Below are 22,778 nucleotides of genomic sequence, written 5' to 3'. Positions count from 1 at the left end.
AAAAACCTGACCCATAGAATTTTGCGACATGCTGGCCACAGTTCGCTCGGGCGCGCATTCCACCTTTCGCTGGTGTCTCGGGTCAAAGGCGAACCGCTGTAGCGGAGCTTACAGACCTGCCTTTTTCGCAGCATTCCAGAGCATATCCATCTCGGCCAGATCGCTGTCTTCGGGGCGTTTGGCCATGCGGGCAAGCTCGGCCTCGATCCATTCGAAACGGCGGGTGAACTTGGTGTTGGCGCGGCGCAGCGCGGCTTCGGGATCAACCTTCATGTGCCGGGCAAGATTGGCCATGACAAAAAGCAGATCGCCCATTTCTTCCTCGATCTTCTCGTGGGGCAGGTCGCGGGCGGCTTCCTGCACTTCGCGGGCTTCTTCTGTGATCTTGTCGAGCACCTGATCGGTTTCGGGCCAGTCAAAGCCGACCCGGGCCGCCCGTTTTTGCAGCTTGAGCGCGCGGAGCAGGGCGGGCAGGCCCACGGCGACACCATCAAGCGTGCCGGTCTGCGCCTTCGCAGCGCGTTCGGCCGCCTTGATCGCCTCCCAGTCGCGGGTCTGCTGTTCGGCGGATTTATCGCGGCTTTCGGAACCAAAGACATGCGGGTGCCGGTCGATCATCTTCTGGCCGATGTCTTCGGCCACGTCGGCGAAATCGAATAGCCCCCGGTCGGCGGCGATCTGGGCGTGAAACACCACTTGCAAAAGCAGATCGCCTAACTCACCGCGCAATTCGTGCCATGCCTCACGCTCGATCGTGTCGGCCACTTCGTACGCCTCTTCGATGGTGTAGGGGGCGATTGTGCCGAAGTCCTGTTCGATGTCCCACGGGCATCCGGTGGCGGGATCGCGCAGCGCGCGCATGATCGCGACAAGGCGCTGCATGGGGTCGGCGTGGGTCGGGGTTTCGGGCATTGCGTCACCGCTGTGATTGGGGTTGAGTGGACCCTGACCTGAGGCAGGCGAGGAGTCCAGACATGGCCGTGATCAACCGGGTGGCCGGTTTTGCCGAAGAAATGGCGGAATGGCGGCGGCATATGCACCGCAACCCAGAGCTTGGCTTTGCCTGTCATGACACTGCGGCCTTCGTGGTCGCGCGGCTGCGTGAGTTCGGGATCAGCCAGATCGAGACAGGCATCGCGGAAAGTGGTGTGGTTGCCGTGATCGAAGGCCGGGGCGAGGGGCCGGTCATCGGGCTGCGCGCGGATATGGACGCGCTGCCGATGGAGGACGCGAGCGGCGCGGACTGGGCGTCCGAGCGCAAGGGCGCCACGCATGCCTGCGGTCATGACGGTCATACCGCGATGCTTTTGGGGGCGGCGAAATACCTGTCGGAGACGCGCAATTTCGCGGGGCGGGCGGTCCTGATATTTCAGCCTGCCGAGGAAGGGCCGGGCGGCGCGCGCGTGATGGTCGAGGAAGGTATTCTTGATCGCTATGGCGTGGACGAGGTTTATGCGCTGCACATTCTGCCGGGGGTCGAGGCCGGGGGCTTTTTCACTTGCTCCGGGCCGATCATGGCGGCGGTCGATACCTTTCACGTGGATATCGAAGGCGTCGGCGGGCATGGTGCCTATCCGCACGAGACACGCGATCCGGTGGTGGCGGCCTGCGGGATCGTTCAGGCCATTCAGACAATCGTGAGCCGGAACCACCGCGCGACCGAGGATGTCGTTCTGTCGGTCACGCAGATCCATACCGGGACCGTGGATAACGTGATCCCGCAGACCGCCTATCTGAACGGCACGATCCGCAGTTTTGACAAGGGCGTGCAGGAGATGGTCCACCGCCGCCTGCGCGAGATCGTCGAGGGGCAGGCCGCGGCCTATGGTGTCGATGCCGAGCTGCGCATCGAGATCGGCTATCCGGCGACGGTAAATGACGCCGAGGCGGTGCGCGGGGCCGCCGACGTGGCACGCGAGGTGGCGGGCGCCGCGCCCGTGGTCACCGACCGCCCGCGCGAAATGGGGGCCGAGGATTTCTCCTATATGCTTGAGGCGCGCAAGGGGGCCTATTTCTTCCTCGGGCAGGGGGATGCGCCGGGGCTGCACAATCCCGCCTTTGATTTCAATGACGCGGTGGCCCCGGTCGGCGCGTCCTTTCTTGCCCGTCTCGTGGAGCGGGCGCAGCCAGCCGCCTGAGCCGAGCAGGGCCCGGGTGCGCGATGATTGAGAAGGAACCAACATGTCGCTTGAAGATGCGAAAAACCAGGTTGATGAGGCGTTCACGCGCAAGAGCCTGCGGGGACTGAGCCACGAGAACAGCTTTGGCGGGGCCACGTCCTTTCTGCGGCGGCGATATACCAAGGACTTGGCGGGGGTCGACCTTGCGATCACGGGGATCCCGTTTGATCAGGCTGTCACGAACCGGCCCGGCACGCGCCTTGGGCCGAGGGCGGTGCGCGAGGCAAGCACGCTTCAGGCCTTCGATGCGCCCTATGGCTGGGACGGCTATAACCCGATGGATGAGCTGGACGTCGTCGATTATGGGGATCTGGCCTTCGACTATGCCAATATTCCCGAGTTTCCCGCCGCCCTGACCGCGCATATCAAGGGTATCCTCGCGGCGGGCGCGGGCAGTATCGCGATCGGCGGGGATCACTATATCAGCTTCCCGATCCTTCGCGCCTATGCCGAGAAATACGGACCTCTTTCGCTGTTGCAGTTCGACGCGCATACCGACACGTGGCCGGACGACAACATGGACCGGGTCGATCACGGAACGATGTTCTACAAGGCGGTGAAAGAGGGCCTTGTTGATCCGGCGCGCAGCGTTCAGGTGGGCATCCGCACGGTCAACGACGATCCGCTGGGCGTGAACATCATCGACGCGCGCGAAGTGCACGAGACCGGGCCGGTCGCGGTCGCCGGCAAGATCAGGGAAATCCTTGGCGATCATCCCACCTATGTCACCTTCGACATCGACGGGCTTGACCCGGCCTTTGCGCCGGGGACGGGCACCCCGGTCTGGGGCGGTCTTTCGAGCGGGCAAGCGGCGATCATCCTGCGCGATATCGCGGGGATCAACATGGTCGGGGGCGACGTGGTCGAGGTGTCGCCGCCGTTCGACGCGGGGAATGCCACGGCGGTGGCTGGGGCGCATGTGGTGACCGAACTGATGTGCCTTTGGGGCTGGACACGGCGTGGTTGAGGCATGGTGAGGTGGGGGCTGGCGACACTCGTTGTTCTGATGCTGGGGGGAATGGCCTATGTGCGCCTTGCCCCGAGTGATCCGGCGCGATGGCATCACGGGGCGGATGCCACGGGCACGGGCCACATCCCCCGCAACGGCGGCCATATCTGGCGGGGGCCGGGGGATGCCGACACGCTGGCGCGGCTTGACCGGATCATTCGCGCCACCCCGCGCACCCGGCACCTGACGGGCGGCCTGGACGACCGCATGGTGACCTATGTGACGCGCAGCCGCGTGTTCGGATTTCCCGATTACACGACGATCAGCCTTGATGAAGGCATGGTTGAGGTGTTCGCGCGTCTTCGGTTCGGAAAGAGCGACCTAGGAGTCAACCGCGCCCGTGTCGAAGGCTGGCTGGAGGCTTTGGGGAAGGGCGGATGACAGGCAGCCATCGGAAATTTTGCGCCACATCGGGACGTTCAGCGACATCTGGCATTGTGCCATGAACATCTTGCCGTCAACGGCAAGGCAAATCATCTCGCCCAATTCCTGTCGCGCGCCGTCGCTGTCGGTGCAGTAGCAGTCGATGGTCTTGCCATTCTTGCCTTGCACATCCGCCATGGCCGCCGGTGCGACGATGCAGAGCGTTATGAGAAGAAGACGGGCCATACTGTCAATCATAGCATGGTGCAGCCTCTTGACCAGACCTCGCGAATGAAGGACGAGAGGTGCATGTTGCCGCAAGACCGTCTGATCCAGATCATTGAGCGTTTTGAGTATCTCGAGGCCGCCATGGCCGAGGGATCGGGGGATATTGCGCAGCTTGGGCGCGAATACGCCGAATTGCGCCCCGTGGTCGAAGAGATTCGCGCCTATGAGGCCGCGCGTGAGGCGATTGCACAAGCCCGCGCGCTTCTGGACGATCCCGAGATGCGCGCCTTGGCACAGGAGGAGCTTGCGCTTTTGGAGAGAGAACTCCCCGAGCGTGAGGCGGCGTTGCAACTGGCACTTCTGCCCCGGGATGCCGCCGATGCGCGCCCCGCCATCATCGAAATCCGGCCCGGCACCGGCGGCGAGGAAGCCGCGCTTTTTGCCGGTGACCTGATGCGCATGTATGCCAGATACGCCGAGGCGCGCGGCTGGACCTTTGACGTGGTCGAGGAAAATGCCAGCGAACTGGAAGGGATCCGCGAGGCCGTCGTGCATGTGAAAGGCGCGAATGTTTTTGCGCGGCTCAAATACGAGAGCGGCGTTCACCGGGTTCAGCGTGTCCCGGAAACCGAAAGCGGCGGGCGCATTCACACAAGTGCTGCCACGGTTGCGGTCTTGCCCGAGGCGAAGGATGTCGACATCGCCATTGACCCCGGTGATGTCCGTATCGACACGATGCGGGCCAGCGGGGCGGGCGGACAGCATGTGAACACCACCGACTCGGCGGTGCGGATCACCCACTTGCCCACCGGGATCGTCGTGACCAGTTCCGAGAAATCGCAGCACCGTAACCGCGAGATCGCGATGCAGGTGCTCAAGTCGCGGCTCTTTGACCTTGAGCGGCAGCGCGCGCATGACGCGCGGAGCGCCGAGCGGTCGGCGCAGGTGGGATCGGGCGACCGGAGCGAGCGGATTCGCACCTATAACTTTCCACAGGGCCGGATGACCGATCATCGGATCAACCTGACGCTTTACAAGCTGGATCAGGTCATGGCGGGCGACCTTGACGAGGTCATTGACGCGCTGACCGCGCATGCACAGGCGGCGCAACTGGCCGAAATGGGCGCATGAGGGGCGATGCGGTGCTGCGCGCGGGCGTGGCGCAGCTCGTGGAGGCTGGCATCGAGGGCGCGCCGCGGGATGCGCGCCGTCTGATGGCGGGGGCGATGGGCGTGACGGCGGACCGGCTGACGCTGTGCCTTGCCGATGAGATCGACGAGAGCGTGCGCACCCGCTTTGCGGATTACATTGCCAGACGCGCGCGGCGCGAGCCGGTCTCGCATATCCTCGGCGGGCGGCTTTTCCATGGCCGGTGGTTCACGGTGAGCCGTGATGTGCTTGATCCACGACCCGAGACCGAAGCATTGGTTGAGGCGGCGCTTGCAGCGCCGTTTTCACGTGTGCTCGACCTTGGCACCGGGTCAGGAGCCATCCTGATCACGCTTCTGGCCGACCGCGATGAGGCTCGGGGGGTTGGCACCGACCTGTCGGAGGCCGCGCTTGGCGTGGCGCGGGACAATGCCCAACGGCTCAATGTGGCGGGGCAGGCGGAGTTTCGATGTGCGGACTGGTTTTCGGGGATCGAGGGGCGCTTTGATCTGATCGTGTCAAACCCGCCCTATATCGCGCAGGCGGAAATGGCGGGCCTTTCGCCCGAGCTGAAGTTCGAGCCGCATATGGCGCTGAGCGACGGGGGCGACGGTCTGAGCGCCTATCGCGTGATCGCCGGGGAAGCCTTGCGGTATCTTGAGCCGGGTGGGCGTCTCATGGTGGAAATCGGCCCCACACAGGCCGAGGCGGTGGCCGATCTGATGCACGCGGGTGGGTTTGTAGGTGTCCGTGTCGTCGCCGATCTGGACGATCGGGACCGTGTCGTCATGGCGAATGCGCCCGATTTTAATGATTCTTAAGGAGAATCGGGCCAAAATCCGCTTTCTTCGTGGTTTTCGCTTGTGTGCCCCCGGTGGTCATGATTACACAAGTGGGGTCAGCGTGGTGAAAGCCGACTTGAGGACATCCCACCTGATGCCAAGCCAACAATCGCCTTGATCCGGCTCCCAAGGGACCGGGGAACATTCACAAGGTCGGGCAGATTTAACAGCACAAGGCTCAGCTGCAATACAATGAGAACACAGAAGTCACGTTCGCGTAATAAGTCGAACCGCAATAACCGGTCGGTGGGCAATGTCACGAACCGCGTGTTCGACAGCTCCGGCCCCGAGGGCAAGGTGCGCGGCACGCCCCAGCAGATCATCGAGAAATACAATCAGCTGGCGCGCGATGCGCAATTGTCGGGCGACCGGGTCATGACGGAAAACTTTCAACAGCATGCGGAGCATTACCTGCGTTTGCTGGGGGTGGCCCAGAAAGAGCAAGAGGCGCGCCGCGAAGAGCAGGAGCGCCAGAACCGGGAACGTCAGGCCGAGCGCGACCGCGAGCGCGGGGAACGCGGAGAGCGTCAGGACCGGGAGGGCGGCGACGACGGTGAGACCGGCGGCGATCAGAAACCCGAGACGACCGAGGCCAAGGATGACGGTAGCGGCCTCGTCGAGACGCCCGAAAACAAAAGCAAGGGTGACGCGCCCAAGCGACCGCGCAAGCCGCGCCGCAAGCCCAAGCAGGAGGAGCAATCCTCCGAGACGGGCGAGTCCGACCAGCAGGGCGGTGACGACGACAGCGGCAAATCACCCGAAGCGGCGGAATAATCCATCAGCCGTTTCGCCCTGTCCCGGATCACAGTTTTCAGGAAGGCCGCCCGATGCGGACGGCCTTTGCGGTTTGCGTGCGACCCCTGCATGGGTATTCAACGAACAATATCACACCCATAAAGCCCGGTCAGCGCGGGATTTTCCAAAAAAAAGGCCGAGCACTAAGCTCGGCCATAGTCCAACAGGGAGGTATGATGATCGCGCTAAACTAGAGCGCCATCGTCATAACGAGCATCTAGTGCCAGTTATTTGAGCAGGCAAGAAAAAACATGTCACGCAGATGACAACCCTGATATGCGTTGCCTGCATGCCTCGGTATTCAGGGCTTATGTCCCTGAGATTTAATGGTTTTTCTGTATGCGACGATTTCTTCCTGAACAAAGTCGCGGAACGCGGCGATGCGCTGAGAATGCCTGAGTTCCTCGGGATATGCGAGAAAAACGGGCACTTCGACCGATTCCACCTCAGGGAGAACGCGGATCAGGTCGGGGAAGTCGCGGATCAGGTAGTCGGGAAGGACCCCGATTCCGACATTATAGAGCACGCCCTGTAGCACCCCGAAATAGTTGTTCACGGTCAGCTTGGAGGGCACCCCCTCGGCCAGAAGCTGAGCCACGAGGGTGGCGCCGGCGCCCACTTGTGCCGCGCTCGGATTCTGACAGATCAGGCGGTGATTGCCGAGATCGGCCATGGTTTCGGGCGCGCCGTATTTCTCGATATAGCTGGGCGAGGCGTAAAGGCGCATATGCACGCTCATCAGCCGTTTGCGAATAAGATCGGCCTGACTGGGTTCTTTCATGCGGATGGCGACATCGGCCTCGCGCATGGGCAGGTCGAGCACGGATTCCTCAAGCATGAGGTCGATGTTGAGCTCGGGATAGCGATCAAAAAGCTTGGGCAGGCGCGGGGCGAGCCACAATGTCCCGAACCCCACGGTGGTGGTGACCCGCAGATCGCCGAATACTTCCTCTTCGCTGTCCCGAATCCGCGCTGTTGCGGCGTCTAGTCGTTTCATCATCGCGCGCGTGGCATCGAACAGCAATTCGCCCTGCTCGGTGAGAATCAGGCCCCGCGCATGGCGGTGAAAAAGCGTGGCATTGAGCGAATCCTCAAGCCCGCGGACCTGACGGGACACGGCCGATTGCGACAGATGAAGCAGATCACCGGCGTGGGTAAGGCTCCCGGCATCGGCCACGGCGTGAAATATCCTGAGCTTGTCCCAATCCATAAAAGCAACTTTCCAAATCCATTCGGGTCCGCTCACGCAATAGCAAATAAAATCTTGCCTTGAACAGAACAACCGGTGCGGGGTGGCGAGAAATCTCTTGGTAGGTCATGTATTATGACCTAATATAGCCCTATATCATTGGTATGATCGCGAAAAGGAGGCCAGCCATGAGCAAGCAAGAGATATCACTGTCGGACCGGTTCGATCTGGAGAAAGATCAGATCTTGCTCAATGGCACGCAGGCGCTTGTCCGTCTGATGTTGACGCAGGCGCGGCGAGACAAGGAAGCCGGGCTTGATACCGCGGGCTATGTGACCGGGTATCGCGGATCGCCACTTGGCGCCGTGGATTTGCAGATGCGTCGCGCCGAAAAACTTCTGGCCGAGTCGCGGGTCAAGTTTGAGGAAGGGCTGAATGAAGACCTTGCCGCAACGGCCCTCTGGGGGAGCCAGCAAGCCGAACTTCGAGGCGAAGGCAAGTATGACGGCGTTTTCGGCCTCTGGTACGGCAAGGGCCCGGGCGTGGACCGTTCAGGCGATGTGATGCGCCATGCCAACATGGCCGGCACGAGCAAGCATGGCGGTGTGCTCATGGCGATGGGTGACGATCATACCGGCGAATCCTCGACCGTGTGCCATCAGTCCGATTGGGCGCTGGTGGATGCCTATATGCCGGTTCTGTCGCCCGCAGGGGTTCAGGAAATCCTTGATTTCGGTCTTTATGGCTTTGCGATGAGCCGCTTCGCGGGCGTTTGGTGCGGCCTCAAGACGATGAAAGACACCGTGGAGGTGACGAGCGTCGTGGACGGGCGGCCCGACCGCATGAAATTTGTGACGCCGGAATTCAATATGCCCGAGGGCGGGCTGAATATCCGGCTTGGCGATCACTGGATCCCGCAGGAAACTCGGATGATCGACCACAAACGCTATGCCGCCGAGGCATTCGCCCATGCCAACAAGATCGACAAGAGGGTCTGGGGCAAGCCGGGGGCCAAGATCGGTTTTGTCGCGGCGGGCAAGAACTGGCTCGACCTTGTGCATGCGCTTGACCTTTTGGGCATCGACGAGGCCGAGGCCGAGCGGCTGGGTATTACGACGCTCAAGATCGGGCAGACCTTTCCGATGGATATGAAAGGCTTCCACGAATGGGCCGAAGGGCTTGAGTTGATCGTGGTGGTGGAAGAGAAACGCAAGCTGATCGAGGTGCAGATCAAAGAGGCGATCTTTGACGACCGGCGCGGGCGCCGTGTCTATGGCTGGTACAAGGGCGGTGCGGGAAGCATGCATCAAGAAGAGCTATTCCCGACGCGTATGGCGCTTGATCCCGTCATGATCGCGGACAAGATCGGCACGATCCTGATCGAAGAAGGACGCGGCACCGACGGGGTAAAGGCCGGGCTTGAGCGGATTGCGGAGGCGCGCAAGTCCGACAATGCCGCCGATATCGCAAGCCGCCTGCCGTATTTCTGTTCGGGCTGTCCGCACAATACGTCGACCAAACTTCCCGAGGGGAGCCGCGCCTACGCCGGAATCGGTTGTCATATCATGTCGCTGTGGATGGATCGCGAAACGAGCGGATTTACCCATATGGGTGCCGAAGGCGCCAACTGGATCGGTGAGGCGCCGTTTTCCAAACGCGGCCATGTCTTTCAGAACCTTGGCGATGGCACCTACAACCACTCGGGCATTCTGGCCATTCGGGCCGCACTCGCCGCGGGTGTGAACATCACCTACAAGATCCTTTATAACGACGCGGTGGCGATGACCGGAGGGCAACCCAACGAGGGCGGTCTGGATGCTCCGCGCATCGTGAACGAACTGCGCGCCATGGGCGTAAAGCATGTGGCGGTGGTCTATGACGAGAAAGAGGACGTAGACCCGGGCGCATTTCCGCGCGACGTTGAGGTGCATCCGCGCAATGAGCTGATGGATGTGCAGAAAGCCTGCACCGAGATCAAGGGTGTGAGCGCCATCGTCTATATTCAGACTTGTGCCGCCGAGAAGCGGCGCCGGCGCAAACGCGGCACATTTCCCGACCCCGACAAGCGCGTGTTCATCAACACCGATGTCTGTGAGGGCTGTGGCGATTGCGGGGTTCAGTCAAACTGTGTGAGCCTTGTTCCGGTCGAGACCGAACTGGGCCGCAAACGGGCGGTGGATCAGTCGAGCTGTAACAAGGATTATAGTTGCCTCAAGGGGTTCTGTCCGAGTTTTGTCACCCTGGAAGGGGCGCAGATCAAGAAGGAGGCCTCCACCGATCTGGTGCTGCCCGATCTGCCCGACCCGACCCTGCCCGAGATCGACGGCACTCATAACGTGGTGATCACCGGTGTCGGCGGCACGGGTGTCGTGACGATCGGTGCCGTGATGGCGCAGGCGGCCCAGTTCGACGGCAAAGGTGCCGGCATGATGGAGATGGCGGGTCTGGCCCAGAAGGGCGGCGCGGTGCATATTCATTGCCGTTTGGCCGAGAAGCCCGGCGATATCCACGCCATCCGGGTTGCCACGGGCGAGGCGCATGCGCTGATCGGTGGTGATCTCGTGGTGAGCGCGGGCGCGAGCACACTGGGCCTCACGCGGCGCGGTCAGACCGGTGCGGTGGTCAACAATCACGAGATCATCACGGGCGATTTCACCCGCGATCCCGAGTTCAAATTGCCGTTCGAGCGGTTGGGCGTGGCAATCGAATCGCGCCTTGGCGATGCGGTTCAGCTTTTCGATGCGACCGAGCTTGCGCGGGTGACGATGGGCGACTCGATCTATTCCAACATGATGGTCTTCGGTGCGGCGTGGCAGAAGGGCCTTATCCCACTGAGCCATGAGGCCATCGCCGATGCGATCCGCCTGAATGGGGCCGCTGTCGAACGCAACCTGCGGGCCTTCGAGATTGGTCGTTGGGCCGTGCACTGCCCACAGGACGCGGCGGCCATGTGCCGGTCGAACGTGGTGGAGATGCCCGAGACGGTGGATGACAAGATCGCCTTTCGGGCGGCGCATCTCGAAGCCTATCAGGGCAAGCGTCTGGCCAAACGGTACCGCAAGCTCGTGGACGTGATCGAGGATGACGATGTGCGCGAGGCGGTGGCCAAGGGGTATCACAAGCTTCTGGCCTACAAGGACGAGTATGAGGTCGCGCGGCTTCTGCTCACGAGTGAGGACAAGGCGCGCGAGGAATTCGGGGGCGATTTCCGCATGACCTATCACCTTGCGCCGCCGCTTCTGGCCAAGACAGGTGCGGATGGCCGGCCGCAAAAGCGGGCCTTCGGCGCGTGGATGCGCGGGCCGATGAAGGTGCTCGCCAGCCTGAAGCGAGTGCGCGGAACACCATTTGATCCGTTTGGATACACGGCCGAACGCAAGATGGAGCGCGCGCTGATCACGCAATACGAGGCGGATATGGCCGAGGTGCTTCCAATGCTTGATCCCGAGACGCGTGACCTGATCGTGGCGTTGGCCGAGCTTCCGCTGGAGATCCGGGGTTTTGGCCCGGTCAAGGCCGCGAACGAGGCAAAAGCCGCGAAAACGCGCGAGAGCCTTCTGTCCGGCATCCGGCAGGGAGGTGGCGCACCAGGGCGGGTGGCCGCGGAATAAACGGTCACAAAACCTTCACCCGACGCAGGTATCCTCGCGCGGACAACGCGCACAGACGGAGGATACCATGCGTCGAGATCATCACATCGCGCGCGACATAAGCTATGCCCATTCCGCCCAGACACGGGGCGGGCGCGCGATGATCCGCACGATGGAGACGCTGTCGGGTCGTATCCGCCTTATTAAACGCGCTCATGGCTATGAGCAGGAGGTGGCCAGCGGTCAGGACTTCTGGCAGGTGATCGCGACACGCTATGGGCTGAGCCTTGACGTGGTGTGCGGCGCGCTCGATCACATCCCGCGGGAGGGGCCGCTGGTGCTGGTGGCCAACCATCCCTACGGTATCCTCGACGGCCTGATGATGGGCAACATGCTCAGCCAGACGCGGGGTGATTTCCGCATTCTGGCCAGCTCGGTCTTTCGCAAGGCGCCGGATCTTGAGCGCACGGTGCTGCCGGTCAGCTTCGATGACACGCGCGAGGCGCTGGCGCTGAACCTTGAGACGCGGCGCAGATCGCTCGACTTTCTGTCGCAGGGGGGTGCGATCGGCATTTTTCCCGGCGGCGCGGTGTCCACGGCGGCGCGTCCCTTCTCGCGCCCGATGGACCCTGATTGGCGGCTTTTCACCGCCCGGATGATCGCCAAGTCACGTGCAACGGTGGTGCCGGTCTTCTTTGAAGGGCATACGAGCCGTCTTTTCCAGGTCGCCACTCATCTTCACTACACGCTGCGCATGGGCCTTCTGCTCAAGGAATTCGGAAAACGGCTCGACACGCCTGTGCGCGTGGCCATAGGCGAACCACTTGGCCGTGATGTGCTTGATCCGATGGCGGGAGATGCGAAATCCCTCATGGCTTTCCTGCGGCGAAAGACCTATGAGTTGTCGCCGGGACCGATCGACCCCACGGGGATCGGTTTCGAGTGGAACTGACAGGGCGCGCGACAGCCAACACGGCCGCGCGACGGTGCGATGGCGGCAGGCATTTTCGATTCGGGACTGGGCGGGCTAACTGTCCTTGGGGCGATTGAGGCGCGGCTGCCCGATCTGCCGGTGATCTATCTGGGGGATAATGCGAACGCGCCCTACGGCGTGCGCAGCCCGGACGATATTCATGCGCGCACCAAGGCCCATGTGGAATATCTCTGGGCCAACGGATGTGATCTCGTGATTCTGGCCTGCAATACCGCAAGCGCCGCAGCCCTGAGACGGATGCAGGAGGCGGGCGTGCCCAAGGGCAAGCGGGTGCTTGGTGTGTTTGTCCCGCTGATCGAGGCCCTGACCGAGCGGCAATGGGGCGACAATTCTCCGCCGCGTGAGGTGGCGATCAAGCATGTGGCCCTTTTCGCGACCCCCACAACCGTATCAAGCCGCGCGTTCCAGCGAGAGTTGGCCTTTCGTGCGATCGGTGTCGATGTCGAAGCGCAAGCCTGTGGCGGTGTCGTTGATGCGATCGAGGATGGCGACATGATCTTGGCCGAGGCGCTGGTGCGCAGCCATGTGGAGGCGCTCAGGCGCAAGATGCCCGACCCGCAGGCGGCGATTCTCGGGTGCACGCATTACCCACTTCTCGAAGATGTTTTCCGCGCAGCACTGGGGCCGAAGGTTTCGGTGTTTTCACAGCCCGCTCTCGTGGCCGACAGTCTTGCCGACTATATCGGCCGGCATCCACAGATGATAGGCGATGGAGAGGCGGCCCGTTTTCTCACCACTGGCGATCCGGCCCGCGTGTCCGACCGTGCGACACAGTTTCTCAAGCGGTCCATCAGCTTCGAGACGGTTTGACGCGGGTCTGTCCACACAAAGCTTTGGCGATCATGCCGCATTGCACGGGGCCGGAACATGGCCTAAATCCTGTTAAACGACCCGAAGGAGGCCGCATATGGCCCATAAAATCGCGATTCTCGGTGCGTCAGGATATACCGGCGCCGAGCTTGTTCGCCTGATCGCCACGCATCCCGCGCTTGAGATCGTGGCGCTTGGCGCGAACTCCAAGGCGGGGCAAAGCATGGCGCAGGTGTTCCCGCATTTGCGGCACCTTGATCTGCCCGATCTTGTGACCATCGACGAGATTGATTTCGCCGGTGTCGATCTGTGTTTCTGCGCCTTGCCGCATGCCACGAGCCAGGAGGTGATCCGCGATCTGCCCCGGACGCTCAGGATCGTTGACCTGAGCGCGGATTTCCGGCTTCGCGATCCCGAGGACTATGCGCGCTGGTATGGTGGGACACATGCCGCGCTGGAGTGTCAGCAAGAGGCGGTTTATGGGCTGACCGAGTTTTACCGCGACGAAATCCGTCATGCGCGTCTTGTGGCCGGGACCGGCTGTAATGCGGCCACCGGCCAATACGCGCTCCGGCCTCTTATCGCGGCGGGGGTGATCGATCTTGACGATATCATTCTTGATCTCAAATGCGCTGTGTCGGGCGCCGGGCGCAGCCTCAAGGAAAATCTCCTGCATGCCGAGTTGAGCGAGGGGTATCACGCCTATGCCGTAGGCGGCGCGCATCGCCATCTGGGCGAGTTCGATCAGGAGTTTTCGGCGCTTGCAGGCCGTTCTGTAAAGGTTCAGTTTACGCCGCATTTAATACCGGCAAACAGGGGGATACTTGCCACTGTTTATGTGAAAGGTGAGCCTGAGACCGTACATGCAACGCTGGCCCGCGCCTATGAGGGGGAACCTTTCGTCAAGGTGCTGCCCTTTGGAGAGCATCCAAGCACCCGGCACGTGCGTGGATCGAATTTCTGCCATGTCGGTATCTGTGCTGATCGCATTCCGGGCCGGACGATTGTGGTGGCCGCGCTTGACAATCTGACCAAGGGATCAAGCGGTCAGGCCATTCAAAATGCCAACCTGATGCTGGGCGAAGACGAGACCGCAGGCCTGATGCTTGCCCCGGTCTTTCCATGAGGAAGAGGGTGTAAGGTTATGAAGTCACTTAAAAAGAAACGACGTATTCAAATCATCAGCGTGGCGGTGTTGGCACTTATCCTGTCGACGGCGATGATTGGTTACGCAATGCGCGACGGGATTAACTATTTCCGCTCGCCCAGCCAGGTGATGGCCGAGCCGCCGCAATCGAGCGAGGTTTTTCGCATCGGCGGTCTGGTCGAGGATGGCAGCCTCAGACGCGGTGAGGGCACGCAGGTGCGATTTCGGGTGACCGATGGCGGTGCGTCGGTGCCCGTGGAATATACCGGCGTTCTACCCGACCTTTTCGAGGAGGGTCAGGGCATGGTCGGCCTTGGCAGTTTTGACGGTCAGACCTTCCGCGCGACCGAGATCCTTGCCAAGCATGACGAGGAATACATGCCCAAGGAAGTGGTGGACGCGCTCAAGGAGCAGGGCGTCTATGAGGGTGGTGCGCCCGATAGCTGAGGGGTTCGTTAATCGCCTCCCGGCAGGCTGACCCGATCAGCAGCCAAGGAGCCGGACCATGCCCAATGTCAGGGATATCGCCCGAGAGATCGTGACCCGGGAGGGGGGATTTGTCGATGACCCGGACGATCCGGGTGGCGCCACGAAATATGGTGTGACCATTCACACGATGCGGCGTCTGGGCCTTGACCTTACGCGTGACGGGCAGGTCGACGTCGCCGATGTGCGCGCACTGAGCCGGGTGCAGGCCGAACGGATTTTCATCGAGCATTACCACGATCGGCCGGGCATCGACCAGCTTCCCGAACCGCTGCGCCCCAGCGTGTTTGACATGTATGTCAACGCGGGCGGCAACGCGGTGAAGATCCTTCAGCGCCTTTTGCGGCAAATGGGCCAGGACGTGGCGGTGGATGGTGCGATAGGCCCACAGACCGCCGCCGCCGCCAAGGCCGCCTTTCGCGCCGGGCCCGATCACCTTGTGGATGCCTATGCGATCGCGCGTCGCAATTATTACTTCCGACTGGCCGACAGGCGGCCCGCATCGCGCAAATTCGCGCGGACGCGCGGGGGCGGCAAAGGCGGTTGGATTCGCCGCGCCGAGGCGTTCATGTCGCCGCGATATCACATGAGCGAGGGCGAATTTGCGGAACGGGTGGCGTCATGGGGATGATGACACAGGTTCTTGAGCTGATATTCGGCGGCGGTCGCAACGCCCTCCGCGAGACCGCGGAAGTCTTCCGCGAAAACGCCGAGGCGGTGGGCGGTCGCGAGCAGGCCACGCGGGACGCGGTTCTGGCGCAATTCGCCAATGAGTTTGCCCGTGTTGAGCGGGGCCGGTTCGACAGGGTCATGGACGGGATCAACCGGTTGCCGCGTCCGGCGCTGGCGCTTGGCACTTTGGCGCTCTTTGTTGCAGCGATGGCCGATCCGGTCTGGTTCGCGGCGCGGATGCAGGGGGTCGCGTTGGTGCCCGAGCCGCTTTGGTGGCTTCTGGGTGTGGTGGTTTCGTTTTATTTCGGTGCGCGGCATCAGCAAAAAAGCCAAGAATTTCAACGCTCGATCACGGCCACGATGGCCCGAATGCCGCAGGTTACGGCGAATATCGGGACGTTGAGTCGCGTAGGCGCGGGGGCCCCCGGTATCGCCCAAGCCGAGCCCGACGCCGAGATCGCCATCGAAGCGGTGCGCCCCGAGGGCAATCCCGCGCTTGTTCAGTGGCGGCGCGATGCGCAGCGGGGTGGACGCTAGGCCCGATTGCGCCCCACCGCTTTGGTCGCGACAATGTGAACCGCTGGGCGCTGCCGAATCCCATGGCGGCGCCCCTTCATGCGCCCTATACTTGATGCATGATTACGGAACTTGGCCACTTCGCCCTGATACTTGCCTTCTGTATCGCATTGATACAATCGGTCGTGCCCCTGATCGGCGCCGCACGCCGATGGCCGGGAGCTATGGCCGTGGCCTTGCCTGCGGCCCAAGTGCAGTTCTGTTTGATCGCGGTGTCGTTCGGCGCGCTCACATGGGCTTTTGTCACGTCGGATTTCTCGCTCAGGCTCGTGATGCTCAACTCTCATACCGCCAAGCCGATGCTGTACAAAATCACCGGCGTTTGGGGAAATCACGAAGGCTCGATGCTTCTCTGGGTTCTGATCGTGGCGCTTTTCGGGGCCACGGTGGCATGGTTCGGCAACGCCCTGCCGCCGACGCTCAGAGCGCGCATTCTGGCGGTTCAGGGGATGATAGGCGCGGCGTTTATCGGGTTCATCCTGTTCACCTCGAATCCGTTTCTGCGCCTTGCGGTGCCGCCAATGAATGGCAATGACCTCAATCCATTGTTGCAGGATCCGGGCCTCGCCTTTCATCCGCCGTTTCTCTATCTCGGATATGTTGGACTTTCGATGACCTTCTCGTTCGCGCTTGCCGCGCTGATCGAGGGGCGCATCGATGCGGCCTGGGGCCGCTGGGTCAGGCCTTATACGCTGGCCGCGTGGGTCTTTCTGACCATCGGGATCGCCTTGGGGTCATGGTGGGCCTATTACGAGCTTGGCTGGGGCGGATTCTGGTTCTGGGACCCGGTCGAGAACGCGAGCTTCATGCCGTGGCTGCTTTCGGTGGCGCTTCTGCATTCGGCCATCGTGGTTGAAAAGCGCGAGAGTCTCAAAAGCTGGACCATCCTGTTGGCGATCCTCGCTTTCGGGTTTTCGATGGTGGGCGCGTTCATCACGCGCTCGGGGGTTCTGACGTCGGTGCATGCCTTTGCCAATGATCCCGAGAGGGGCGTCGTGCTTCTGTTCATATTGGCGGCCTTTATGCTGGCTGCTCTTGTCCTGTTCGCGGTGCGCGCGCATGTCATGCAGGCGCGGGGCGTCTTTGCCCTTGAGAGCCGCGAGACGATGCTCATTATCAACAACGTCCTTTTGACGGTGGCGGCGTTCATCGTCTTTGTCGGCACGATCTGGCCGCTTGTGGCCGAGATGCTTTTTGATCGCAAAATGTCGGTCGGCGCGCCGTTTTTCAACATCGCGTTCACTCCTTTCATGGTGCTGCTTGGCCTTGTCCTTCCTGTCGGGGCGATGATGCCGTGGAAACGGGGCAAGATGGGGCGCACGATCCGGGCGCTACGTCCTGCTTTGGTGCTTGCAGTTGCCGTGGCGCTTCTTGTCTGGGCGATGCAGACGGGGCAAAGCGCGATGGCTCCGATCGGCCTTTTCCTCGGGGCGTGGCTGGTGGCCGGTGCCGCGACCGACATCTGGGGGCGCACGGGGCGCAGCGCGCTTCGACCGAGGCTGGCCCGGTTGCGGCGCTTGCCGCGGGCCGACTGGGGCAAGGCAGTGGCACATGCGGGGCTCGGGGTGACCATGGCGGGGATCGCCGGGCTTTTGGCATGGGAGGCCGAGGACATCCGCGTGGCCCAAGTGGGCGAGCGTTTCGATGTGGCGGGCTATAGCGTGTGGTTGCGCGATGTCACAGAGGTGGAGGGCCCGAATTATCGGGCAACCCGCGCCGAAGTTCAGCTGGGGCGCGGTGACCGGATCATCGGCACTGTCTTTCCTGAAAAGCGCGTCTATCCGGTGGCGGCGATGCCCACCACGGAGGCCGGGATCGACAACGGATTCCTGCGGGATCTTTACGTGGTGATCGGAGACCCGCAGACCGGTGGCGGCTGGGCGGTGCGCACCTATGTGAAGCCGCTGGCGAACTGGATCTGGGGTGGTGCGATCCTGATGGCACTGGGCGGTTTCCTGTCGCTGAGCGATCGGCGCTACAGGGTGGCCGCAGGGGCCCGCAAGACAGCCCCCGAGGGGGTGCCTGCGGAATGAAACGGTTGTGCCTTGTTCTCTTGCTTTTGGCCGCACCTCTCTGGGCGTTTCAGCCTGATGAGATGCTGGATGACCCGGTCCTTGAGACACGGGCGCAGGCGCTGGACGAGGTTTTGCGCTGTGTTCGGTGCCAATCTGAATCCATCGCGTCGTCCAATGCGGAATGGGCCACGGATGCACGGCGGCGTGTGCGCGAGCTTCTTTTGGAAGGGGCCAGCGATACCGAAATTCTGGAGTTCTTTGTCGCGCGCTATGGCGAGGTCGTGCTGATGCAACCGCGCACCGGCGGCAGCAACCTGCTTTTGTGGCTGGCGGGGCCTGCGATGCTTCTTGTTGGTGGACTGGGTGCGTGGCTTTATGTGCGGCAACGTGGCATGGCCGACGAACCGGGGGTCGAGGCGCTCAGCGAGGACGAGAGGGCCCGGCTGCGCGATATCCTCGATCGCTGACGCCTCGTTGCACTTTCGTTTCTGAACGCATCGGTCTAGACCTGAGCCAGCCAAGTTTCAGGAGGCGTGAGCCATGCGCGATTATGACACCATCGACTACAGGATCGACGACGACATAGCGGTGATCACGCTTGACCGGGCGGACCGGATGAATGCGCTCAACACCCAGATGCGGGCCGAGATCACCGATGCGATGGGCATGGCCGGGCGCGCGGCGCGGGTCGTGGTTCTGACCGGCAATGGCAAGGCGTTCTGTTCGGGACAGGATCTTGGTGATGGCACATCGGTGGCGTCGCTTGATCTTGAGCGGGTGCTGCGTGAGGAATATGTGCCCATGCTGCAGGCCATCGGCACCTGCCCGGTGCCCACAATCAGCGCGGTCAACGGCCCCGCCGCCGGGGCGGGGGCCAATCTTGCGCTGGCCGCCGACGTCGTGATCGCGAGCGAAAGCGCCTATTTTCTTCAGGCGTTCACCCGGATCGGCCTGATCCCGGATGCGGGTGGCACCTATTGGCTTCCGCGTCAGATGGGTGCGGCCAAGGCGATGGGCGCGGCCCTTTTCGCCGAACCGATCAGCGCCCGGCAGGCCAGCGACTGGGGCATGATCTGGGAGGCGGTGCCGGACGCGGAGTTTGACGAAAGATGGCGGGCACGGGCGGCTCACCTCGCCACGGGGCCAACGGCGGCCTATGCGGAGCTGAAGACCGCGATCCGGTCAAGCTGGCAGAATGATCTGGACGCGCAGCTAGAGCTTGAGGCGCGACTTCAGGGGAAATGTGGCACCACCCGCGATTTTCAGGAGGGGGTTGTGGCCTTTCTCGAAAAGCGCGATGCGCGTTATGAGGGGCGGTGATGGGAAGAACATGACCGACTCGTGCTGCCTTCAGAACGCTGAATGCAGATCGCCGTAGATGTGTCCGCCGTTGAAAAATCCGACCCACAGGTAGCGGTTTGGGTGCGCCAGTTGGTCAAGCACCTGTGGTATGGCCTCATAGGCGAACCAAAGATGAATTTCTTTTGCCGTATCGCGATATTGAGGCGGCTGAAGCCGGGCTTCGGGTGCGAAGCGGATAAAGCCATGTGTGACCTTTGAACTGGGCGAGGGGGTGCCGTCGCAGCGGATGATTGGCTGGCAGGTCACATCGCCGCCGCCCGCCGGAACCGAGGACGCGCTGATCATCATGTAGTTCTTAACAACGAGGATCTGCCGGCTGGCCAGTTGCGATGCGTTCGGCAGGTCGGGGTCGGATGGCTGGAGGGGATAGGCCGCGAGAATTTTGTCGGCAATCGAGTCTTTGGTCATCGAAACATCCTTCCGCAAAATACCGGAAGGATAGACAATCACCCTCGCTCAGGCAACTCAGGGTGAGGCTGGGGCCGGGCCGACCGGCTCTGGGCCGGCCCGGAAAATCGTGATGTGCCCACAGCGTGTTCTACGTCAGCGGTTTTCGATATCCACGTAGTCGCGCAATGTCTCACCCATATAAAGCTGACGCGGGCGACCGATCTTGAGTTGTGGGTCGGCGATCATTTCCTTCCACTGGGAAATCCAGCCTACCGTGCGCGACACGGCAAAAATGGGCGTGAACATCGAAGTAGGAAAGCCCATCGCCTCGAGGATGATGCCCGAGTAGAAATCGACATTGGGGAAGAGCTTCTTGTCGACGAAATAGTCGTCCTCAAGGGCTTGTTTCTCAAGTTCCTTGGCGACCTGAAGCGTCGGGTTGTCCTCGACCCCGAGAAGGTCGAGCACTTCGTCCGCCGACTGTTTCATCACCTTGGCGCGGGGATCGAAATTCTTGTAGACGCGGTGCCCAAAGCCCATCAGGCGGAAATCGTCATCCTTGTCCTTGGCGCGGGCCAGATATTCGGGAATGCGGTCGACCGAGCCGATTTCACGCAGCATTTCAAGGCAGGCCTGATTGGCGCCCCCATGCGCCGGACCCCAAAGGCAGGCGATGCCGGCGGCGATGCAGGCGAACGGGTTGGCGCCAGAGCTTGAGGCGAGGCGCACCGTCGACGTTGACGCGTTCTGTTCGTGGTCGGCATGCAGTGTGAATATCCGGTCCATCGCGCGCGACAGGATCGGATTGACCTCAAAATCCTCGGCCGGGACGGCAAAGCACATGCGCAGGAAATTCGATGCATAGTCGATATCGTTGCGGGGATACACGAAGGGCTGACCGATCGTGTATTTATACGCCATGGCCGCGATCGTGGGCATCTTGGCGATCATGCGGATCGACGCCACTTCGCGTTGCCACGGGTCGTTGATATCGGTGCTGTCGTGGTAGAAGGCCGAAAGCGCGCCGACCACACCAACCATGATGGCCATCGGGTGCGCATCGCGGCGGAACCCGCGGAACAGGAACTGCATCTGTTCGTGAAGCATCGTGTGGTTCGTCACACGGCCTTCGAAATCCTCAAGCTGAGCGGCCGATGGCAATTCACCGTAAAGCAGCACATAACAGACCTCGAGATAGTGGGACTTCTCGGCCAGTTGATCAATCGGATAGCCGCGGTGAAGAAGCTCACCCTTGCCACCGTCGATGAAGGTGATAGTGCTGTCGCAGCTGGCCGTGGAGGTGAAGCCGGGATCATAGGTGAACACGCCGGCCTTGGCATAAAGCTTGCGGATGTCGATCACGTCGGGGCCGGCGGTGGGCGCGAAAATCGGCAGCTCATAGGTCTCACCGCTGATCTCAAGCTTCGCTGTCTTTCCTGTGTCTGCCATTTTCTCTCCTCCGTCATGTCCTGTGCGCAATATGCACTCTGCGGTTCTGGCCCGCGATCCCTTAAGGTGGCGTTACGTTCCACCACTTGCGTCGGTCAGGCGGGCGATCGTTTCCTCCCGTCCCAGCACGAGCATCATGTCGAAAACGCTTGGTGTCGCGGTTCGACCGGCGAGAGCGGCCCTGAGTGGTCCCGCGAGCTTGCCGAATTTCATGTCCTTCTGTTCGGCCGCACTTTGCCACAAAGCCTCGAGAGCGTCACGCGCCCACGTAACATTTTGCAGCTGCGGCGTCAATTCCGTGAGTATACCACGGGATACTGTGTCAAGTTGCGCCGCCGCCTTTTCATCCGGTTCAATCGGACGTTCAGCGAGTGCAAAGTGAGCTTTTTCAATAAGTTCAGGGAAGATTTTGGCACGTTCCTTGAGGTGGGGTATCGCAGCCTCAAGCCGTTTGGCGCGCTGGTCATCAAGGGGGTATGACGTGTGTTGGGTCATGAATTCCGTCAATTCATGCAGCAGTGCAGCATCGTCCATCGCGGCGATATGCTGACCACAGACATTGTCGAGCTTCTTGAAATCAAACCGGGCGGGGGATTTACCGATACCCGACAGATCGAACCATGAGATCGCCTGCGCGTCGGTAAAAAATTCGTCATCGCCGTGACTCCAGCCCAGCCGCGCGAGGTAGTTGCGCATGCCGGCGGCCGGATAGCCCATGTCGCGATACTCCGCGACACCAAGCGCGCCGTGCCGCTTGCTGAGCTTTTTGCCATCGGGGCCGTGAATGAGCGGGATATGGGCATAGACGGGCACAGGCCAGCCCATCGCCTGATAGATCAGCATCTGACGCGCCGCATTGTTGAGATGGTCATCGCCGCGGATCACGTGGGTCACGCCCATGTCGTGATCGTCGACCGCCACCGCCAGCATGTAAACGGGCGAGCCGTCCGAACGCAGCAGGACCATATCGTCGAGTTGATCGTTGCGAATGGTCACATCGCCCTGCACCTCGTCGCGAATGATCGTCGCGCCTTCTCGCGGGGCCTTGATGCGCACGACGTAGGGGGCGTCGGGATGCGTGGCCGGGTCCGCGTCGCGCCACGGGCTTTGGAACAGGGTCGAGCGGCCCTCGGCCTTTGCGGTCTCACGGAAGGCCTGAATCTCTTCCTGCGTGGAAAAGCATTTATAGGCGTGCCCTTTGAACAGGAGTTGATGGGCGATTTCGGCATGACGGTCGGCGCGCGCGGCCTGACTGATCACGTCTCCGTCGTGATCAAGCCCCAACCACGCCATCCCGTCAAGAATGGCCTGAGTCGCTTCGGGTGTGGACCGGGCGCGATCGGTGTCTTCGATCCGCAGCAGGAAACGGCCGCCGCGACCGCGCGCATAGAGCCAGTTGAAAAGCGCGGTGCGCGCGCCACCGATATGAAGAAAACCAGTGGGCGAGGGGGCGAAACGGGTGACGACTTGGTCGGTCATGGTCGGCCATTAACCTTTCGGTAACGATGGGGAGGATAGATTGCCCCCTGTCT

At 61.9% G+C, this 22,778-nt stretch carries 22 protein-coding genes; 16 read left to right on the top strand and 6 right to left on the bottom strand.

Annotated features, from left to right (window positions below; all coding sequences use genetic code 11):
* Window positions 1–108 precede the first annotated feature (108 nt).
* The gene (mazG, locus tag V8359_RS05285; protein WP_336427677.1) at window positions 109–912 is read right to left on the bottom strand and encodes a nucleoside triphosphate pyrophosphohydrolase; all 804 of its coding nucleotides are present in this window, start codon (window positions 910–912) and stop codon (window positions 109–111) included.
* Between the two features lie 62 nt (window positions 913–974).
* Between mazG and V8359_RS05280 the strand changes: the two genes are divergently transcribed.
* Genes V8359_RS05280 through V8359_RS05270 form a run of 3 tightly spaced genes read left to right on the top strand, consistent with a single transcriptional unit; the run spans window position 975 to window position 3,570 of the window.
* Window positions 975–2,138, top strand: a complete 1,164-nt coding sequence (locus tag V8359_RS05280) for a M20 aminoacylase family protein (RefSeq protein WP_336427676.1) — start codon at window positions 975–977, stop codon at window positions 2,136–2,138.
* Window positions 2,139–2,181: 43 nt separating this feature from the next.
* Window positions 2,182–3,147, top strand: a complete 966-nt coding sequence (gene speB / locus V8359_RS05275; RefSeq protein ID WP_336427675.1) for an agmatinase — start codon at window positions 2,182–2,184, stop codon at window positions 3,145–3,147.
* 3 nt (window positions 3,148–3,150) lie between these two features.
* A complete protein-coding gene (locus V8359_RS05270) occupies window positions 3,151–3,570 on the top strand; it encodes a DUF1499 domain-containing protein (RefSeq protein ID WP_336427674.1) in 420 nt (139 codons plus the stop codon).
* On the opposite strand, the gene V8359_RS05265 is transcribed toward V8359_RS05270, so the two are convergent.
* Entirely contained in the window at window positions 3,511–3,798 is a 288-nt protein-coding gene (locus tag V8359_RS05265; RefSeq protein ID WP_336427673.1) for a hypothetical protein, read from the bottom strand. The genes V8359_RS05270 and V8359_RS05265 overlap by 60 nt on opposite strands.
* A 63-nt stretch (window positions 3,799–3,861) precedes the next feature.
* On the opposite strand from V8359_RS05265, the gene prfA reads away from it, so the two are divergent.
* The 3 genes from prfA to V8359_RS05250 all read left to right on the top strand — a co-directional run bounded on the left by prfA (window position 3,862) and on the right by V8359_RS05250 (window position 6,545).
* Window positions 3,862–4,911 (top strand): peptide chain release factor 1, encoded by a 1,050-nt coding sequence (gene prfA, locus V8359_RS05260; protein ID WP_336427672.1) that lies wholly within the window; start codon window positions 3,862–3,864, stop codon window positions 4,909–4,911.
* Window positions 4,908–5,750, top strand: a complete 843-nt coding sequence (gene prmC, locus V8359_RS05255) for a peptide chain release factor N(5)-glutamine methyltransferase (protein ID WP_336427670.1) — start codon at window positions 4,908–4,910, stop codon at window positions 5,748–5,750. Before prfA ends, prmC begins: the two co-directional genes overlap by 4 nt.
* Before the next feature lie 213 nt (window positions 5,751–5,963).
* The gene (locus V8359_RS05250) at window positions 5,964–6,545 is read left to right on the top strand and encodes a DUF4167 domain-containing protein (protein ID WP_336427669.1); all 582 of its coding nucleotides are present in this window, start codon (window positions 5,964–5,966) and stop codon (window positions 6,543–6,545) included.
* A gap of 322 nt (window positions 6,546–6,867) precedes the next feature.
* On the opposite strand, the gene V8359_RS05245 is transcribed toward V8359_RS05250, so the two are convergent.
* Complete coding sequence (locus V8359_RS05245) at window positions 6,868–7,776, bottom strand: LysR family transcriptional regulator (protein WP_336427668.1); 909 nt, start codon at window positions 7,774–7,776, stop codon at window positions 6,868–6,870.
* 167 nt (window positions 7,777–7,943) lie between these two features.
* Between V8359_RS05245 and V8359_RS05240 the strand changes: the two genes are divergently transcribed.
* From V8359_RS05240 to V8359_RS05195, 10 genes are all read left to right on the top strand, one after another.
* Window positions 7,944–11,366: an indolepyruvate ferredoxin oxidoreductase family protein gene (locus V8359_RS05240; RefSeq protein WP_336427667.1), complete on the top strand. Its 3,423-nt coding sequence runs from the start codon at window positions 7,944–7,946 to the stop codon at window positions 11,364–11,366.
* A 67-nt stretch (window positions 11,367–11,433) separates the two neighbouring features.
* Window positions 11,434–12,297 carry a lysophospholipid acyltransferase family protein gene (locus tag V8359_RS05235; RefSeq protein ID WP_336427666.1) on the top strand — a complete coding sequence of 288 codons (864 nt, stop codon included), beginning with the start codon at window positions 11,434–11,436 and terminating at the stop codon, window positions 12,295–12,297.
* Between the two features lie 39 nt (window positions 12,298–12,336).
* Window positions 12,337–13,149: a glutamate racemase gene (locus V8359_RS05230; RefSeq protein WP_336427665.1), complete on the top strand. Its 813-nt coding sequence runs from the start codon at window positions 12,337–12,339 to the stop codon at window positions 13,147–13,149.
* Between the two features lie 97 nt (window positions 13,150–13,246).
* Window positions 13,247–14,275, top strand: a complete 1,029-nt coding sequence (gene argC, locus V8359_RS05225; protein ID WP_336427664.1) for an N-acetyl-gamma-glutamyl-phosphate reductase — start codon at window positions 13,247–13,249, stop codon at window positions 14,273–14,275.
* Between the two features lie 18 nt (window positions 14,276–14,293).
* Window positions 14,294–14,743, top strand: a complete 450-nt coding sequence (ccmE, locus tag V8359_RS05220) for a cytochrome c maturation protein CcmE (protein ID WP_336427663.1) — start codon at window positions 14,294–14,296, stop codon at window positions 14,741–14,743.
* A gap of 58 nt (window positions 14,744–14,801) precedes the next feature.
* The gene (locus tag V8359_RS05215) at window positions 14,802–15,413 is read left to right on the top strand and encodes a holin-associated N-acetylmuramidase (RefSeq protein WP_336427662.1); all 612 of its coding nucleotides are present in this window, start codon (window positions 14,802–14,804) and stop codon (window positions 15,411–15,413) included.
* Window positions 15,404–15,991, top strand: a complete 588-nt coding sequence (locus tag V8359_RS05210) for a holin family protein (protein ID WP_336427661.1) — start codon at window positions 15,404–15,406, stop codon at window positions 15,989–15,991. Before V8359_RS05215 ends, V8359_RS05210 begins: the two co-directional genes overlap by 10 nt.
* A 98-nt stretch (window positions 15,992–16,089) precedes the next feature.
* A complete protein-coding gene (locus V8359_RS05205; protein WP_336427660.1) occupies window positions 16,090–18,063 on the top strand; it encodes a heme lyase CcmF/NrfE family subunit in 1,974 nt (657 codons plus the stop codon).
* On the top strand, window positions 18,060–18,512 hold the full coding sequence (locus V8359_RS05200) for a cytochrome c-type biogenesis protein (protein WP_336427659.1): 453 nt from the start codon (window positions 18,060–18,062) through the stop codon (window positions 18,510–18,512). The genes V8359_RS05205 and V8359_RS05200 overlap by 4 nt, the downstream gene beginning before the upstream one ends.
* Window positions 18,513–18,585: 73 nt before the next feature.
* On the top strand, window positions 18,586–19,365 hold the full coding sequence (locus V8359_RS05195; protein WP_336427658.1) for an enoyl-CoA hydratase-related protein: 780 nt from the start codon (window positions 18,586–18,588) through the stop codon (window positions 19,363–19,365).
* Between the two features lie 30 nt (window positions 19,366–19,395).
* On the opposite strand, the gene V8359_RS05190 is transcribed toward V8359_RS05195, so the two are convergent.
* The 3 genes from V8359_RS05190 to gltX all read right to left on the bottom strand — a co-directional run bounded on the left by V8359_RS05190 (window position 19,396) and on the right by gltX (window position 22,725).
* Window positions 19,396–19,815, bottom strand: a complete 420-nt coding sequence (locus V8359_RS05190; protein WP_336427657.1) for a hypothetical protein — start codon at window positions 19,813–19,815, stop codon at window positions 19,396–19,398.
* A gap of 135 nt (window positions 19,816–19,950) precedes the next feature.
* On the bottom strand, window positions 19,951–21,246 hold the full coding sequence (gltA, locus tag V8359_RS05185) for a citrate synthase (RefSeq protein WP_336427656.1): 1,296 nt from the start codon (window positions 21,244–21,246) through the stop codon (window positions 19,951–19,953).
* A 72-nt stretch (window positions 21,247–21,318) separates the two neighbouring features.
* The gene (gene gltX / locus V8359_RS05180) at window positions 21,319–22,725 is read right to left on the bottom strand and encodes a glutamate--tRNA ligase (RefSeq protein ID WP_336427655.1); all 1,407 of its coding nucleotides are present in this window, start codon (window positions 22,723–22,725) and stop codon (window positions 21,319–21,321) included.
* Between the last annotated feature and the right edge of the window lie 53 nt (window positions 22,726–22,778).

This window comes from Roseovarius sp. E0-M6, assembly GCF_037083845.1.
Taxonomy (GTDB): Bacteria; Pseudomonadota; Alphaproteobacteria; order Rhodobacterales; family Rhodobacteraceae; genus Roseovarius.
Note: the sequence above shows the minus strand (reverse complement) of the source record. Positions and strands in the feature narration are given on the sequence as shown.

Excerpts from the sequence above, each read along its gene's own strand:
- mazG (WP_336427677.1), bottom strand. The coding sequence starts at position 912 with ATGCCCGAAACCCCGACCCACGCCGACCCCATGCAGCGCCTTGTCGCG.
- V8359_RS05280 (WP_336427676.1), top strand. The coding sequence starts at position 975 with ATGGCCGTGATCAACCGGGTGGCCGGTTTTGCCGAAGAAATGGCGGAA.
- speB (WP_336427675.1), top strand. The coding sequence starts at position 2,182 with ATGTCGCTTGAAGATGCGAAAAACCAGGTTGATGAGGCGTTCACGCGC.
- V8359_RS05270 (WP_336427674.1), top strand. The coding sequence starts at position 3,151 with ATGGTGAGGTGGGGGCTGGCGACACTCGTTGTTCTGATGCTGGGGGGA.
- V8359_RS05265 (WP_336427673.1), bottom strand. The coding sequence starts at position 3,798 with ATGGCCCGTCTTCTTCTCATAACGCTCTGCATCGTCGCACCGGCGGCC.
- prfA (WP_336427672.1), top strand. The coding sequence starts at position 3,862 with ATGTTGCCGCAAGACCGTCTGATCCAGATCATTGAGCGTTTTGAGTAT.
- prmC (WP_336427670.1), top strand. The coding sequence starts at position 4,908 with ATGAGGGGCGATGCGGTGCTGCGCGCGGGCGTGGCGCAGCTCGTGGAG.
- V8359_RS05250 (WP_336427669.1), top strand. The coding sequence starts at position 5,964 with ATGAGAACACAGAAGTCACGTTCGCGTAATAAGTCGAACCGCAATAAC.
- V8359_RS05245 (WP_336427668.1), bottom strand. The coding sequence starts at position 7,776 with ATGGATTGGGACAAGCTCAGGATATTTCACGCCGTGGCCGATGCCGGG.
- V8359_RS05240 (WP_336427667.1), top strand. The coding sequence starts at position 7,944 with ATGAGCAAGCAAGAGATATCACTGTCGGACCGGTTCGATCTGGAGAAA.
- V8359_RS05235 (WP_336427666.1), top strand. The coding sequence starts at position 11,434 with ATGCGTCGAGATCATCACATCGCGCGCGACATAAGCTATGCCCATTCC.
- V8359_RS05230 (WP_336427665.1), top strand. The coding sequence starts at position 12,337 with ATGGCGGCAGGCATTTTCGATTCGGGACTGGGCGGGCTAACTGTCCTT.
- argC (WP_336427664.1), top strand. The coding sequence starts at position 13,247 with ATGGCCCATAAAATCGCGATTCTCGGTGCGTCAGGATATACCGGCGCC.
- ccmE (WP_336427663.1), top strand. The coding sequence starts at position 14,294 with ATGAAGTCACTTAAAAAGAAACGACGTATTCAAATCATCAGCGTGGCG.
- V8359_RS05215 (WP_336427662.1), top strand. The coding sequence starts at position 14,802 with ATGCCCAATGTCAGGGATATCGCCCGAGAGATCGTGACCCGGGAGGGG.
- V8359_RS05210 (WP_336427661.1), top strand. The coding sequence starts at position 15,404 with ATGGGGATGATGACACAGGTTCTTGAGCTGATATTCGGCGGCGGTCGC.
- V8359_RS05205 (WP_336427660.1), top strand. The coding sequence starts at position 16,090 with ATGATTACGGAACTTGGCCACTTCGCCCTGATACTTGCCTTCTGTATC.
- V8359_RS05200 (WP_336427659.1), top strand. The coding sequence starts at position 18,060 with ATGAAACGGTTGTGCCTTGTTCTCTTGCTTTTGGCCGCACCTCTCTGG.
- V8359_RS05195 (WP_336427658.1), top strand. The coding sequence starts at position 18,586 with ATGCGCGATTATGACACCATCGACTACAGGATCGACGACGACATAGCG.
- V8359_RS05190 (WP_336427657.1), bottom strand. The coding sequence starts at position 19,815 with ATGACCAAAGACTCGATTGCCGACAAAATTCTCGCGGCCTATCCCCTC.
- gltA (WP_336427656.1), bottom strand. The coding sequence starts at position 21,246 with ATGGCAGACACAGGAAAGACAGCGAAGCTTGAGATCAGCGGTGAGACC.
- gltX (WP_336427655.1), bottom strand. The coding sequence starts at position 22,725 with ATGACCGACCAAGTCGTCACCCGTTTCGCCCCCTCGCCCACTGGTTTT.